Raw genomic sequence first — 13,907 nt, 5'->3', positions numbered from 1 at the left:
TATTTATTCTGTTACTACACAGTAGCCTATACCTGACCTATGACTCAAATCGGATGCTGGCAAACGTCAGACATAAAAAAAGGCTCATGTTAACCATGAGCCTTTTTCTTCAAAGTACCTATAACCTGAGCTATGGACGACGGCGTCCGGTGAACAGGCTAACCAGGAACAGGATAATACCGACGACGAAGACAATTTTCGCTGCGCCCGCCGCAGTACCAGCCAGACCACCAAAACCCAGAGCGGCGGCAATTAACGCGATTACCAGAAAAATGATGCCCCAACGAAACATAAGACTCTCCTTAACCATAGTTAATGTCGACCGCATGGTGAGCGCTCAGGTTGCTCACGGCGATATCTAAGGTGTAATTCTTATCTCGCCTTCTGGCCTCAGCCAGAAGGACGATTGTGGTGTTTTATTTAACTTTCAGATCGTTTTTAACACTTTTCACGCCATCAATGGCTTTTGCGATGCTCTCAGCACGATCACTCTGTGCTTTTGAATCAACGGTACCGCTCAGCTGAACAACACCATCGGTGGTTTCAACTTTCACTTTACGTGATGGCACGATGTCATCCGCTAACAGTTTAGCTTTGATTTCGCTGGTCGTTGCGGTATCGCCCGCATAGCCTTTGGCAGACTGCTCTTTACCGTCACGCACGTGCAGTTTGTCGCTGACAGAGGTCACACCCTCTACCTTTTTCGCCACGGCAACGGCTTTTTCAGCCTGCGCCTGGCTTTCAACAAAGCCGCTCAGCGTAACAACGTTTTTCTCGGTTTCTACGGAAATATCGGTGCTCTTAATGTCATCAGCATCCACCAGCGCAGCTTTTACTTTTGCTGTGATAGAGCTGTCATCCATGAAGTTACCGACTTTATTCATAGAGTTATCGATTTTTTCGCCTGCGGTATTCGCTGTGGACTGTGCTTTTTCCGTGGCGGTGGTTTCTGCCATTGCAGAACCGCATACCAGAGCACTACCCATCATTACCGCCAGCAGAGTTTTCGAAATCTTCAGTTTTTTAGTATTCATCGATGTATTCCTGTGGTTTGCTCCGAATTCGAGCGTAAATCATCATGCGTAAGTAGTCTTTCATACTACCAATCAACACTCGGGCGAGATGAGAACCTTATCAACACGCATTGAGTGGAGCTTTCATCTGCGCCCGGTGTTAAACACTGAGTTAAATATAGATCACTCTCGGCGCGCCGCTTTCAGAATCGGCTAAAAAATGAGCAACAAGTAACAAAAGATGATGAATTAAGAACATTCCGCAAGGGATTAATAAGGCAGGGATTTAAGCAGAGCACGGCGGCTGCCGTGCTCTGAGAAGGGATTAGTGCTCGCGGGTTTTGCGGAACTGAACGTCCGGGTAACGATCGTGCGCCAGGTTCAGGTTGACCATGGTTGGGGCGATATAGGTGAGGTTGTCACCACCGTCCAGTGCCAGCTGGATCTCGTTCTTACGCTTAAATTCTTCGAATTTCTTCACGTCAGAACACTCTACCCAGCGCGCCGTCGCCACGTTGACCGATTCGTAAATCGCTTCAACGTTGTATTCGCTCTTCAGACGGGCAACCACCACGTCGAACTGCAGCACCCCGACGGCGCCGACAATCAGATCGTTATTGGAAATTGGGCGGAACACCTGCACGGCACCCTCTTCCGACAGCTGAACCAGCCCTTTCAGCAGCTGTTTCTGCTTCAGCGGATCCCGCAGGCGGATACGACGGAACAGTTCCGGCGCGAAGTTCGGAATACCGGTGAACTTCATCATCTCACCCTGGGTAAAGGTGTCACCAATCTGGATAGTACCGTGGTTATGCAGACCAATGATGTCGCCCGGGTAGGCCTCTTCCACATGGGAACGGTCACCGGCCATAAAGGTCAGCGCATCGGAGATCACCACGTCCTTACCGGTACGCACCTGGCGCAGCTTCATGCCCTTTTCGTACTTACCGGACACCACGCGCATAAAGGCTACGCGGTCACGGTGTTTCGGGTCCATGTTGGCCTGAATCTTAAATACGAAGCCGGTGAACTTCTCTTCGCTGGCGACCACTTCACGGGTGTCGGTTTTACGTGGCATCGGCTGTGGCGCCCACTCCACCAGACCGTCCAGCATATGGTCGACGCCGAAGTTACCCAGCGCGGTACCGAAGAAGACCGGGGTGATTTCGCCCGCGAGGAACAGATCCTGATCGAACTCATGGGACGCACCTTTTACCAGCTCCAGCTCGTCACGCAGCTGCTCTGCCAGCTCATCGCCGACCGCCGCGTTCAGTTCCGGGTTATCCAGCCCTTTCACGACGCGCACGTCCTGAATGGTGTGACCTTTACCGGTCTGATACAGGTAAGTTTCGTCTTTATAGAGGTGATAAACCCCTTTGAACAGCTTGCCGCAGCCAATTGGCCAGGTGATTGGCGCGCAGGCGATCTTCAGCTCGCGCTCCACTTCGTCCATCACTTCCATCGGATCGCGGATGTCACGGTCGAGTTTGTTCATAAAGGTGAGGATCGGCGTATCGCGCAGACGGGTAACTTCCATCAGCTTGCGGGTACGATCTTCAACACCTTTCGCAGCATCGATGACCATCAGGCAGCAGTCCACCGCCGTCAGGGTACGGTAGGTATCTTCGGAGAAGTCTTCGTGCCCCGGGGTATCGAGCAGGTTCACCAGGCAGTCGTGATACGGGAACTGCATCACAGAGGTGGTGATCGAGATACCACGCTGCTTTTCCATCTCCATCCAGTCAGATTTTGCATGCTGGCTGGAGCCACGGCCTTTTACCGTACCGGCGGTCTGGATCGCCTGTCCGAACAGCAGCACCTTTTCAGTGATGGTGGTTTTACCGGCATCCGGGTGAGAGATAATGGCAAAAGTGCGGCGCTTCGCCACCTCTTGCAGATAAGGAGACAACGTCATATTAAAATCTTCTTTAATAAGCGCGGCAGTACGCCACGCATTTGGAATACGAATTTGCGGCTATTTTACCCATCAATAGGGGGCAGGCAATCAATGTTTACACAGGAGTTGCTCCAGTTCGCTCAGGGAGGCCACGGTCCAGGTCGGTTTGATTCCTTCCGGCAGGGGGCGGTTATGCGCATTCAGCCAGCAAGTGGACAGCCCGGCGTTCATCCCGCCAAGGATATCGGACTCTGCCGTATCCCCTACCATCAACACCTTTGCCCGGTCAGGGTTTCCGGCCTGGGCCAGCGCATAATCAAAGATTTTCGCGGCCGGTTTGGCGACGCCAACCTGTTCGGAGATCACAACTAAGTCAAAGTAGTCACGGAAACCGGTGCGCTCAAGGCGGATCTGTTGCAGGGCGGTAAAGCCGTTGGTAATAATCCCGAGCTTCGCCTTGCCCTTCAGGGAGGCGAGCAGCGACGCGGCACCCGGCAGCGGGGCGCAGATCTCGGCCATCGCGTTAAGGAAGGCGTGGTTCAGATCGCCTGGCGGAACGTTCAGACGCTCAGACCATCCCTGGAAACGTTGATGCTGCAGCTGTAACGCGGTGATGGATCCGTTCTGGTAATCCACCCACAGCGGTTTGTTCACCAGCTGGTAATCCTGGAAATCTTCAGCGGTAAAGGTCACGCTGTAGTCGAGAAACATCCGCTGTAAGCCGCCAAACGAATCAAACGTAAACAGCGTTTCGTCAGCATCAAAGAAAATCCAGTCCCAGTTCATCGTTACAACCTTTTTAGTTATCCAAGCGGCAGAGCCATGATGATGGCGTCTTCACGTCCTTCTGCGGTGGGGTAGTAGTTACGGCGGATCGTCGCCTCGTTGAAGCCCAGGCTTTCATAGAGTGCGATGGCGGCGGCGTTCGAGGCGCGTACTTCCAGCCACAGCGTGAAAACGTCTCGTGTTTCCAGCTCGCGAATTAAATGTTCCAGCAGCTCTCTGCCCAGCCCACGGCGCTGAAAGGCAGGATCCACGGCGATGTTAAACAGCGTCGCCTCATCCAGAACGACCTGCGTAATGGCGAAAGCCGCCAGGGTATTATCGACATCCAGCCGATAGTTGAGGTAACGCTCGCCCTGGTTGCTGGCAAACGTTTTTTCACTCCACGGAAAGGCGTGGGCGCGTTTTTCGATCTCAAAAGCCTGGGCTAAATCAGTCGTCGTGAGGGAAGAAATTGTGTTCATGTTCGCAGATTTGTTGCCACAGCGCGCGACGTGCCGCCGGGTTCGCGTTAAGTTCGTCCAATACCGGGGTGGCCAGGTTGCCGCCCTCCAGTGCCATCTCTTCCGTCACGCCAAGCTGCCAGCTGTTACAGCGACCGTCTGGCGGCAGCATGGCTACGCGCTCGGGCGTCAGCTGCAGCACCTGTTCGGCGTCCAGCTTCAGGGCGCGCAGCACGTCAGCAATCAACGGCTCGTTCAGCGCGGGCAGCTCCTGCGCCACCATCACCAGGCGAATATGCGCCGGAAGCGAGATGGCGATTTCGCCCTGCAAGGCCGCCGGGCGACGCAACGCCCACTGGGTGATGCCCAGTTGCTGTAATTGCCTGTCTCGTCGGGATGCCATTGCGAAAACTCCTGTCTGTCAGGCGCGCAAATATACCAAATGTGTCGAATCTGCGCCATCTACCTACTATAATCCCCGCCTGAGTTTATTGAGGAACAATTCATGTCTGCATTTACCCCGGCAAGTGAAGTCTTGCTGCGCCACAGTGATGATTTCGAACAAAGCCGTATTCTGTTTGCCGGAGATATGCAGGATGACCTGCCTGCCCGTTTCGAGTGCGCTGAGAGCCGCGCCCACACCCAGCAGTATCACCACTGGCAGTTACTGAGCCGCCAGATGGGCGAACGCGTTCGCTACAGCCTGGTAGCTGAGCAGAGCGACGTGGCGGACTGCGATACGCTGATCTACTACTGGCCGAAGAACAAACCCGAAGCCCAGTTCCAGCTGATGAACCTGCTCTCCCTGCTGCCAGTGGGCTGCGATATTTTCGTGGTCGGTGAAAACCGCAGCGGCGTGCGCAGCGCCGAGCAGATGCTGGCAGATTATGCCACGCTGAACAAAGTCGACAGCGCCCGGCGCTGTGGTCTGTACCATGGTCGTCTGGACAAAAAACCGACCTTCGACGCAGAAAAATACTGGGGCGAATATCAGCTGGATGGCCTGACCATCAAAACGCTGCCGGGCGTCTTCAGCCGTGACGGTCTGGACGTTGGTAGCCAGCTGCTGCTCTCCACCTTCACGCCGCACACCAAAGGTAAAGTGCTGGATGTCGGCTGTGGCGCAGGCGTGCTCTCCATAGTGCTCGCCAGCCACTCACCGAAGGTGCGTTTAACCCTCACCGATGTCGGCGCATCCGCGATTGAAGCCAGCCGCGCGACCCTGGCCGCCAACGGCATTGAGGGCGAGGTATTCGCCTCCAACGTGCTCTCCGACGTGACCGGTCGTTTCGATATGATCATCTCCAACCCGCCGTTCCATGACGGGATGGAAACCAGCCTCGAAGCCGCACAGACGCTGATCCGCACCGCGGTACGCCATCTGAACAGCGGCGGTGAGCTGCGCATCGTGGCGAACGCCTTCCTGCCGTATCCGAAAGTGCTGGATGAAGTCTTCGGCTTCCACGAAGTACTGGCCCAGACCGGCCGCTTTAAGATCTACCGCGCGATCATGACCCGTCAGGCGAAGAAGTAACGTCCCCGTTCGGCCCGATCTCCCCGATCGGGCCATTTTTGCAACAATCAAAACATCCGGCACAATTATCTGTTGACGAATAGCTGAAAACATCTAGAATGCGCCTCCGTGGTTGCGATACTTTTTTGTATCGTTGGTATGCGAAGGTGGCGGAATTGGTAGACGCGCTAGCTTCAGGTGTTAGTGTCCTTTGGATGTGGGGGTTCGAGTCCCCCCCCTCGCACCAACAACCATGATTGATATTGCTCGCACTGGGCGAAGGTGGCGGAATTGGTAGACGCGCTAGCTTCAGGTGTTAGTGTCCTTAGGATGTGGGGGTTCGAGTCCCCCCCCTCGCACCAACGAGGCGATATCAATAAAATAAGATGACTGTGCGAAGGTGGCGGAATTGGTAGACGCGCTAGCTTCAGGTGTTAGTGTCCTTAGGATGTGGGGGTTCGAGTCCCCCCCCTCGCACCAATTATCTTATCTCTCTCATGAAATTCTCTCTTGTTATCCTCTCAGTTCAGATTCATCGCCAGAACCCACATGCCCGCAATCAGCGCGACACAGGATGGCAGCAGCACAAAGTGCCGCAGTTGTTTATGCCAGATCATGGCGGATGAGATCAGCAATCCCGACACGATAATCAGTTTCCAGACCGCCAGCGACAGATCGGTAAAGGCCAGCCCGGCCATCATCGCCCCCGGCAGTATCACTCCCCATCCACTCCCTAACGCTCTGCTCAACATGATCTGTCTCCCGCCTAGATAATGATAACCAATATCATATGATATAATTTCTCATTTGTCAGCGTAGGGCGTAAATGTGTAAAAAATCTTGCGCACGGTTTTATCTATAGTTAGGATTGGCAATCATTATCATTTAGATTTTTATCCAGCTCACTTATGGCCATACGCTCCGCACACGTCATTGAGAATGTTATCTGGCAAACCCGCCTTCCGACCGGGCCTTCAGGGCTTGCGGATGCGGTACGCGATGCCATTGCCGAGACGCATGCGCATATGCTGGATGTCATTAAGCTGGATGAAACGCCTCCGCATCACGCCTTGACGCTGGCACAGTGGCAACGCCCTGCCGAACTGCAGTCGCTGCTGGCGACCTATGCGGATCACATCTATCGCAATCAACCTACATTAGCGCGCGAAAACAAGCCGCTGCTGTCGCTGTGGGCGCAATGGTATATCGGGCTGATGGTGCCGCCGATGATGCTGGCCCTGCTCACTCAGGACGTGGCGCTGGATCTCTCCCCTGAGCACTTCCACGTTGAGTTTCACGAAACCGGGCGCGCCGCCTGCTTCTGGATCGATGTCCAGGAAGACAGTCAGACGACCTCGCTTTCTGCGCAGCAAAGAATTGAAGTGCTGATTACCCGGGCGCTGATCCCGGTGGTTGAGGCGCTGGAAGAGACAGGTGAGATCAATGGCAAGCTTATCTGGAGCAATACCGGGTATTTAATTCACTGGTATCTGACCGAAATGAAAACCCTGCTGGGTGATGAGAAGGTCGACGCGCTGCGCCAGTCCATCTTCTTTGCCCGCCAGCTGTCGGATGGGCGTGATAACCCGCTTTACCGGACAGTGGTTCCGCGCGACGGGTTACTGGTGCGTCGCACCTGCTGCCAGCGCTATCGCCTGCCGGATGTGCAGCAGTGCGGGGACTGCACGCTTAAATAAACGGGTGCGGCCTGATATTGGGTGCGGCCTGATATTGGGTGCGGCCTGATGCCCTCACCCTGGCCCTCTCCCACGGGGAGAGGGTACACACATTAAAAACGGCAACCTTTTGGTTGCCGTTTTGCTTTTACCTATGCCACCTGCTGACTTTCTTCGTCGGCACGCTGAGCCTCTTCGGCTTCCTGCGCCAGCAGCTGCTTCTCGTACACTTTGAAGAACGGGTAGTAGATGATGGCGGAAACGAGGGCTAACAGCACCACCAGGACCGCCGCGCGGAAATCCCAGCCCAGCGCCCAGGCGGCCCCCACTGGCGCCGGCGCCGTCCACGGCACTACGGAAATTACGCGACCAATCAGATCCAGCTTCATCGCCGCCCACGCCAGCACCGCATTCACCATCGGGGCCAGCAGGAACGGAATAAAGAACACCGGGTTCATAACGATCGGCGTACCAAAGATCACCGGTTCGTTGATGTTGAAAATACTCGGCACCACGCTCAAACGGCCAATCGAACGCAGGTGCGCCGAACGGCTACGCAGGTAGCAGAACACCAGCCCCATCGTCGCCCCGGAGCCGCCAATCACAATGAAGAAGGTCCAGAACGCTTCCATAAAGATATGCGGCAGCGGCGCGCTCTGCGCCAGCGCGGTCTGGTTCAGCCCGAGGTTGGTCAGCCAGAACATCTGCAGCATCCCGGAGACAATCGCTGCCCCGTGAATGCCTGCAAACCACAGCAGATGGCCGATCAGCACCGCCAGCAGGATTGCCGGCAGTGAATCCGCAGCGGATACCAGCGGCTTAAAGATAGCCATAATGGCCTGCGGGATCAGCATGCCAAACTCCGACTGAATCAACAGGCTCAGCGGATAGAGGGTTAACACCACCACCAGCACCGGGATCAGCAGATCGAAGGAGTTTTTGATCATCGGCGGAACCTGATCCGGCAGGCGAATACCGATATTGTGCGCCTTCAGGAAACGCATCATCTCCACACAGTAGATCGCCACCAGAATGGCGGTGAAGATCCCGGTTCCCCCGAGGCTGTCCACCGGCAGCGTGCCTTTGGTTTTTGGCGCAGCAATCAGCAGGAAGGCCATCAGCGACAGCATGGCGCACATGAAGGGATCGAGCTGATGGGATTTGACGTAGTGCTTGCCGAGGTTATAGGCGATAGCGGCACAGATATAGAGAGACATCACCCCCATGGTCATATCGAACGGGGTCAGGATCTGGCCTTCAAACTGTTTCGCCATATCCAGCCAGGCGCGGGCAAAGCCCCAGGTGGTGTCCGGTGAAAACGGCGGGTAGGCAAACACTAATAAGAAAGAGCCGACAATCATAAACGGCATGGCGGAGATAAAGCCGTCGCGGATCGCCATCACGTGACGCTGGGAAGAGATGCGTCCGGCAATGGGGCTGACATAGTTTTCGACAAAGCGGAATATCAGGTTAAACGCAGCATGGTTGGCAGACATAACGGCTCTCCTGTCAGACGATCGTTTCGGGCGCAGTCACGCCGCACGGTGTTCCATATACCACTTTCACCACCTTGCTGGTTCGCTTACCAGCGGTACTGCTCAAACGGATAGGTTTCATAATCGACTCTTATTATTTATGGGATACAGGGGAAATGACGTAATCAGTATTAATCTCTGATTCGCGGTCTGCAACCGGTTACTGTAACCGGTTTCCGTGATTGTGAAGAGGATCCAGAAATCGCTGATGTTGGAGTTTTGTTACTTAGGGAATATTTACAGAGCATAATTTCTTATGACAGATTACGCAGAGTATTTTTCTGGAGGAAACAATGAGTTTGCAGTCTGTGCGCCAGTTTTTTGCTGACCATGCCCCTGATGTAGAAGTCATCGAGCTGGGTCAAAGTACCGCTACCGTTGCGCTGGCTGCCGAGGCGCATAATGTCGCGCCGGGTCAGATAGCAAAAACGCTGTCGTTGAAAATTAAGGATGAGGTAATTCTGGTGGTTGCCAAAGGTGACGCGCGCCTGGATAACAAAAAGCTGAAGCAGACCTTTGGCGCAAAAGCCCGGATGCTGAGCAGCGACGAGGTGGTGACCGTGACAGGTCATCCCGTCGGGGGTGTATGCCCTTTCGGGCTGGAAAACCCGCTGGCGATCTACTGCGATATTTCGCTGCGGGAGTATGCCGAAGTCCTGCCTGCCGCAGGCGCCATTCACAGCGCAGTGCGCATTTCACCGGAACGCATGGCCGAGCTGACCAAAGCCACATGGGTGGATGTTTGCCTGTAAGCCCTGCGCCAGCCCCGGGTCTGGCACAGGCGCTGTATCGCGGCTCAGGAATGGAGCGCAGGAAGGAAGCGCGGCGCGCGGTGATCGGGGACCGGGAAGTGCGTCAGAATATCTGCCGCATCCAGAAGCCCCACGTCGGAGTGCACGCCGAGCTTCATCATGGCATTAAATTTATGCGCACGGATGGTTTTAATATTGCGATCCAGCTGGGTGGCAATCTCCTGGATGGAGTAGCCGCAGGACATAAACTGTAAAATGGCGCGTTCGGTCGGGCTCAGCAGCCGTCCACGATGAATATTCCAGTGATTGTTTATGCTGTCATTCACCCGGCGGTTCTCATTCAACAGTTTGCTGAGCTGCTCCTGCAGACTTGCCAGCGGATCGGACTTGAGAATAATCCCGTGCAGACGTGAAGGTGAAAGTTGATTCATCAGGCTGGCTTCTTTCTCGTCTGACGCCAGCACAACGCGCTGAATCATACCGTGGCTGGCGGCCAGCTCTTTGATACACACCAGACAATTGCGTCGTTCTTCACGTTCATCTGAGAGTGAATAAATTAACGTTGAATACGGGACAAAATTAAGTGTGGATTGAAAACTGGCGATGTTATTAAAAAGGTGTACTTCATAACCATTAAATACCGGGCTGGTAAAAAGGTGCTTCAGCCCCATAGCACTCATCATGCACTTTTCGACGATAGCGATATGTCTTTTTGCGGCGCTCTTTTCCATTCGTCTTGCTCTCCATAGGCAGAGAATAAACTCAGCTCTTTCATTCCCTTGGTGCTGTTAATCCACGCATACATTTCGGCATTACTGGTTAAGGAGAGTCTTCTCATGGCGCTATTCTTTTGCGCGCTTACCGTTTTATTACTTTTTTTCAGTAATGTTGCGATCTGATTAATTCCCCATCCTTTGCCAAGCAGGCGCAGTACTTTTCGTTCCGAAAAGGTCAACATGACATCATCCTGATTGTCATAAAACTCTTCCGGCTCGGGTTTTAACAATGTCTGACTAATACGTTCCGCATGCTCGCTCCCGGATCGGATGGCGTTGACCACGCCTTCAATGGGCTCAATATCAGAAAGCAACGTGCTTTCAGGCCGCATCAAGAGCTCGACAGCGAGGGGATAAATGGTACGCGGAACCAGATAAATCCAGTGAATGTCCCGATACTGATTTTGTAGCCTGTAATACTGTTCACAGAGGCTACGCGCATTGCGCTGGTCGCCAGAAAGATCCGTAATAACTACAATAGCGCGGCGTAACTGAAGAAGCGTGAGTTCTTCCTGAGACCGGCTAAATGCGCGCTCATAGTCCGGAAAATAACGAGACATAATGCTACCGAGACCGGTTTGCATTATGGGTGATTTACTAATTATTATTGCGCTTTTACAACCTTTAGACGGCATTGGCGCTCCGAATCCATTCATACAATCATTCCACGTCTTTCATCCATTTGAAATACCTGTCTCTTTTACAGGGCGACGTAAAAATGTAATGTTTTTCCTTTTTCATTAGCTGAGCGAAATGAGAGTGCGATAAGAACCAGCATCACAAATTTATACACCGCCAAAACCGGCGTCAATATCGCAAAATCAGCATTAAAAGTTAATCCCTTATCCCTGATATTATCCACAAAAGCACGTTAGATATTCTAAATATAAAAAATATAACTATATAAATATAAAACCCATAATAATTAATAATTAGTTGTTTCGCTCTTTTCACTGTCATGGGGCGCTAATCTGCCTAAACCTTGATCTAACCCAGAGCAAGCGCCACCGGGTTGTGTGCTAAAAGTAACCATTGCAACCATCCAACCGTCACTCTCTCCTCAGGGCAACAGATGCAGGCAGATCAGTCATCACAACGCGCCGCTACGCGACTGTGTATTCAGTGCGGCCTTTTTTTATTGCAACACGGGGCAGAGAGCGCCCTGGTGGAGGAGCTCTCCACCCGACTGGGGCTGGCGCTCGGCATGGACAGCGTGGAGAGCGCGATATCCTCGAATGCCATTGTGCTAACCACCATTAAAGCGGGCCAATGTCTGACCTCCACGCGCAAAAACCAGGATCGCGGGATCAACATGCACGTCGTCACCGAGGTGCAGCACATCGTCATCATGGCGGAACATAAGCTGCTGGATGCGCAGGGGGTCGAAAAGCGCTTCAACCAGATCAAGCCGCTGCGCTATCCGCGCTGGCTGGTGGTGCTGATGGTTGGCCTCTCCTGCGCCTGCTTCTGCAAGCTCAATAACGGCGGCTGGGACGGCGCCTTTGTCACCTTAATCGCCAGCACCCTCGCCATGTACGTGCGCCAGGTGCTGACCCACCGGCATTTGCATCCGCAAATTAACTTCTGCATCACCGCCTTTGTCGCTACCACGGTCTCCGGCCTGCTGCTGCGGGTTCCGGCCTTCGCCACCACCCCCACCATCGCCATGGCCGCCAGCGTGCTGCTGCTGGTGCCGGGGTTTCCGCTGATCAATGCGGTGGCTGATATGTTTAAAGGGCACATCAATACCGGCCTGGCGCGCTGGGCGATTGCCAGCCTGCTGACTCTGGCCACCTGTATCGGGGTGGTGATGGCCATGACCTTGTGGGGGCTGCGCGGATGGGCATAATCGATTTTCTGTGGGCGCTGGCTCAGGACATGGTGCTGTCGGCCATTCCGGCGGTGGGTTTTGCGATGGTATTTAACGTTCCCCATCGCGCCCTGCCCTGGTGTGCGTTATTAGGGGCCATCGGTCACGGCTCGCGGATGGCGATGATGACTGCCGGGCTGAACATCGAGTGGTCGACCTTTATGGCCTCGATGCTGGTGGGCAGCATCGGGATCCAGTGGTCGCGCTGGTATCTGGCCCACCCGAAGGTGTTTACCGTCGCGGCGGTTATTCCCATGTTTCCGGGCATCTCCGCCTATACGGCGATGATTTCGGCGGTGAAGATCAGCCATTTTGGCTACAGCGAAGCGCAGATGATCATGCTGCTGACCAACTTCCTGAAAGCGTCGTCGATCGTTGGCGCGCTCTCGATCGGGCTGTCGATCCCGGGGCTCTGGCTCTACCGCAAACGCCCCCGGGTTTGAGAGTTGTGTTATCCCGCTGTGGTGGTGATAATCCTCTGTTCTCATGTGGCTAAGTAAGGAACGGATGTGTCTACCCCTGACAGCGAACACGCAGAAAACAGTGACGGATCCCGCCTGAAAGACAAAATTTTTCTCAGCGCCCTCTCGCTGTTTGCCGAGTATGGACTGAACGGCGCGCGCATGGAGCAGATTGCCGAAAAAGCAGGCACCACCAAACGCATGGTGGTGTATCACTTTAAGACCAAAGAGAACCTCTACCTGCTGGTACTGGAGTATGTCTACACCCAGATCCGCGCCAGTGAAAAGCAGCTCAGTCTGGATGCGCTGCCGCCGGTTGAAGCGCTGGTGAATCTGGTCGAAACCACTTTTGATTATCACGCTGACCACCCGGATTACATCCGGATTATCTGCATGGAGAACATGCAGCGCGGGCGGTTTATGCAGCAATCGGCGCTGCTGCGCCAGGTAAACCGTAGCGCGCTGGAGCTGCTGGAATCCATCCTTGAGCGCGGAAAAGCGAAGCAGCTGTTTAACCAGACGGTCAACGCCCGGGATTTGCACCGCCTGATCAGCAGTTTCAGCTTTCACTATGTGGCCAACAGCTACACCTTCACCCTGCTATTTGAAGACGGGGCCGATGAGCAGGCCCAGCGCCAGCACTATCGAAAGATGGCGGTTCAGGTTGCCTTGCGTTATACCTGTCCATAGCTTGCACACAACCCTGAAATAAGGAACTCAACATGTCTTTAGATAAAGTTGTTTATACCGCCAAAGCCAAAGCCACCGGGGGCCGTGATGGCCGCGCCACCTCGTCCGACGGCGTTCTGGATGTCAAACTGGGTGTTCCCAAAGAGATGGGCGGCGCGGGCGGGGAAGTGACCAACCCGGAACAGCTGTTTGCCGCAGGCTATTCGGCCTGTTTCCTCGGCGCGATGAAGTTTGTGGCTAATCGCGACAAAATCACCATGCCTAAGGACGCGTTTATTGAAGGGGAAGTGGGGATCGGCCCGCTGCCAACCGGGTTTGGTATCGAAGCGAAGCTGAATATTCATCTGCCGGGGATGGACGCCGCCGAGGCGAAGAAACTGGTCGATGCGGCGCATATTGTCTGCCCGTACTCTAACGCCACCCGCAACAATATTGACGTGACGCTGAACATTATCTCCTGATTTTTCAGGGGGGCAGAGAGTGGGTATCAGACCCCTG

17 protein-coding genes and 3 tRNA genes are annotated in these 13,907 nt (G+C 54.3%); 10 read left to right on the top strand and 10 right to left on the bottom strand.

Going from position 1 to position 13,907, the window contains the following annotated elements; all coding sequences use genetic code 11:
- Positions 1–130: 130 nt before the first annotated feature.
- From G7090_RS03410 to G7090_RS03385, 6 genes are all read right to left on the bottom strand, one after another.
- Positions 131–292, bottom strand: coding sequence for a DUF1328 domain-containing protein (locus tag G7090_RS03410; protein WP_002887716.1), 162 nt, complete (start codon positions 290–292; stop codon positions 131–133).
- A 124-nt stretch (positions 293–416) separates the two neighbouring features.
- The gene (gene osmY, locus G7090_RS03405) at positions 417–1,034 is read right to left on the bottom strand and encodes a molecular chaperone OsmY (RefSeq protein ID WP_106994148.1); all 618 of its coding nucleotides are present in this window, start codon (positions 1,032–1,034) and stop codon (positions 417–419) included.
- A 304-nt stretch (positions 1,035–1,338) separates the two neighbouring features.
- Positions 1,339–2,928, bottom strand: coding sequence for a peptide chain release factor 3 (gene prfC / locus G7090_RS03400; RefSeq protein WP_166181543.1), 1,590 nt, complete (start codon positions 2,926–2,928; stop codon positions 1,339–1,341).
- Positions 2,929–3,018: 90 nt separating this feature from the next.
- Positions 3,019–3,696, bottom strand: a complete 678-nt coding sequence (gene yjjG / locus G7090_RS03395; protein WP_166181542.1) for a pyrimidine 5'-nucleotidase — start codon at positions 3,694–3,696, stop codon at positions 3,019–3,021.
- 17 nt (positions 3,697–3,713) lie between these two features.
- Positions 3,714–4,157, bottom strand: a complete 444-nt coding sequence (gene rimI / locus G7090_RS03390) for a ribosomal protein S18-alanine N-acetyltransferase (protein WP_106994145.1) — start codon at positions 4,155–4,157, stop codon at positions 3,714–3,716.
- Entirely contained in the window at positions 4,126–4,539 is a 414-nt protein-coding gene (locus G7090_RS03385) for a DNA polymerase III subunit psi (protein ID WP_166181541.1), read from the bottom strand. Before G7090_RS03385 ends, rimI begins: the two co-directional genes overlap by 32 nt.
- A gap of 102 nt (positions 4,540–4,641) precedes the next feature.
- Here G7090_RS03385 and rsmC point away from each other — a divergent pair, with 102 nt between their 5' ends.
- The 4 genes from rsmC to G7090_RS03365 all read left to right on the top strand — a co-directional run bounded on the left by rsmC (position 4,642) and on the right by G7090_RS03365 (position 6,129).
- Complete coding sequence (rsmC, locus tag G7090_RS03380; protein WP_166181540.1) at positions 4,642–5,670, top strand: 16S rRNA (guanine(1207)-N(2))-methyltransferase RsmC; 1,029 nt, start codon at positions 4,642–4,644, stop codon at positions 5,668–5,670.
- Between the two features lie 140 nt (positions 5,671–5,810).
- A tRNA-Leu gene (locus G7090_RS03375) sits at positions 5,811–5,896 on the top strand.
- A gap of 29 nt (positions 5,897–5,925) precedes the next feature.
- Positions 5,926–6,011, top strand: a tRNA-Leu gene (locus G7090_RS03370).
- Positions 6,012–6,043: 32 nt separating this feature from the next.
- A tRNA-Leu gene (locus tag G7090_RS03365) sits at positions 6,044–6,129 on the top strand.
- Positions 6,130–6,170: 41 nt separating this feature from the next.
- On the opposite strand, the gene G7090_RS03360 is transcribed toward G7090_RS03365, so the two are convergent.
- On the bottom strand, positions 6,171–6,401 hold the full coding sequence (locus G7090_RS03360; protein ID WP_106994142.1) for a DUF1435 domain-containing protein: 231 nt from the start codon (positions 6,399–6,401) through the stop codon (positions 6,171–6,173).
- 156 nt (positions 6,402–6,557) lie between these two features.
- On the opposite strand from G7090_RS03360, the gene fhuF reads away from it, so the two are divergent.
- Positions 6,558–7,346: a siderophore-iron reductase FhuF gene (fhuF, locus tag G7090_RS03355; RefSeq protein ID WP_166181539.1), complete on the top strand. Its 789-nt coding sequence runs from the start codon at positions 6,558–6,560 to the stop codon at positions 7,344–7,346.
- Between the two features lie 131 nt (positions 7,347–7,477).
- Here fhuF and G7090_RS03350 read toward each other — a convergent pair whose 3' ends face one another.
- Positions 7,478–8,821 carry a PTS sugar transporter subunit IIC gene (locus G7090_RS03350; RefSeq protein WP_106994140.1) on the bottom strand — a complete coding sequence of 448 codons (1,344 nt, stop codon included), beginning with the start codon at positions 8,819–8,821 and terminating at the stop codon, positions 7,478–7,480.
- A 332-nt stretch (positions 8,822–9,153) separates the two neighbouring features.
- Here G7090_RS03350 and G7090_RS03345 point away from each other — a divergent pair, with 332 nt between their 5' ends.
- Positions 9,154–9,612: a YbaK/EbsC family protein gene (locus tag G7090_RS03345; protein WP_166181538.1), complete on the top strand. Its 459-nt coding sequence runs from the start codon at positions 9,154–9,156 to the stop codon at positions 9,610–9,612.
- A gap of 44 nt (positions 9,613–9,656) precedes the next feature.
- On the opposite strand, the gene bglJ is transcribed toward G7090_RS03345, so the two are convergent.
- Together bglJ and G7090_RS03335 are read right to left on the bottom strand one after the other, a co-directional pair.
- A complete protein-coding gene (gene bglJ / locus G7090_RS03340; RefSeq protein WP_106994138.1) occupies positions 9,657–10,292 on the bottom strand; it encodes a DNA-binding transcriptional activator BglJ in 636 nt (211 codons plus the stop codon).
- Positions 10,292–11,023 (bottom strand): response regulator transcription factor, encoded by a 732-nt coding sequence (locus G7090_RS03335; RefSeq protein WP_207630113.1) that lies wholly within the window; start codon positions 11,021–11,023, stop codon positions 10,292–10,294. The genes bglJ and G7090_RS03335 overlap by 1 nt, the downstream gene beginning before the upstream one ends.
- A 437-nt stretch (positions 11,024–11,460) precedes the next feature.
- On the opposite strand from G7090_RS03335, the gene G7090_RS03330 reads away from it, so the two are divergent.
- The 4 genes from G7090_RS03330 (at position 11,461) to G7090_RS03315 (ending at position 13,870) form a co-directional block, all read left to right on the top strand.
- A complete protein-coding gene (locus G7090_RS03330) occupies positions 11,461–12,237 on the top strand; it encodes a threonine/serine exporter ThrE family protein (protein WP_166181537.1) in 777 nt (258 codons plus the stop codon).
- On the top strand, positions 12,228–12,701 hold the full coding sequence (locus G7090_RS03325; protein ID WP_106994136.1) for a threonine/serine exporter: 474 nt from the start codon (positions 12,228–12,230) through the stop codon (positions 12,699–12,701). The genes G7090_RS03330 and G7090_RS03325 overlap by 10 nt, the downstream gene beginning before the upstream one ends.
- A gap of 66 nt (positions 12,702–12,767) precedes the next feature.
- Positions 12,768–13,409, top strand: coding sequence for a TetR family transcriptional regulator (locus G7090_RS03320; RefSeq protein WP_106994135.1), 642 nt, complete (start codon positions 12,768–12,770; stop codon positions 13,407–13,409).
- A 32-nt stretch (positions 13,410–13,441) separates the two neighbouring features.
- The gene (locus G7090_RS03315) at positions 13,442–13,870 is read left to right on the top strand and encodes an organic hydroperoxide resistance protein (protein ID WP_166181536.1); all 429 of its coding nucleotides are present in this window, start codon (positions 13,442–13,444) and stop codon (positions 13,868–13,870) included.
- The last annotated feature ends 37 nt before the right edge of the window (positions 13,871–13,907 follow it).

The organism is Leclercia sp. 29361 (assembly GCF_011290365.1).
GTDB classification, from domain to species: domain Bacteria; phylum Pseudomonadota; class Gammaproteobacteria; order Enterobacterales; family Enterobacteriaceae; genus Enterobacter; species Enterobacter tamurae.
The sequence above is the reverse complement of the archived record's forward strand: the minus strand, read 5'-3'. Positions and strand labels throughout refer to the sequence as shown.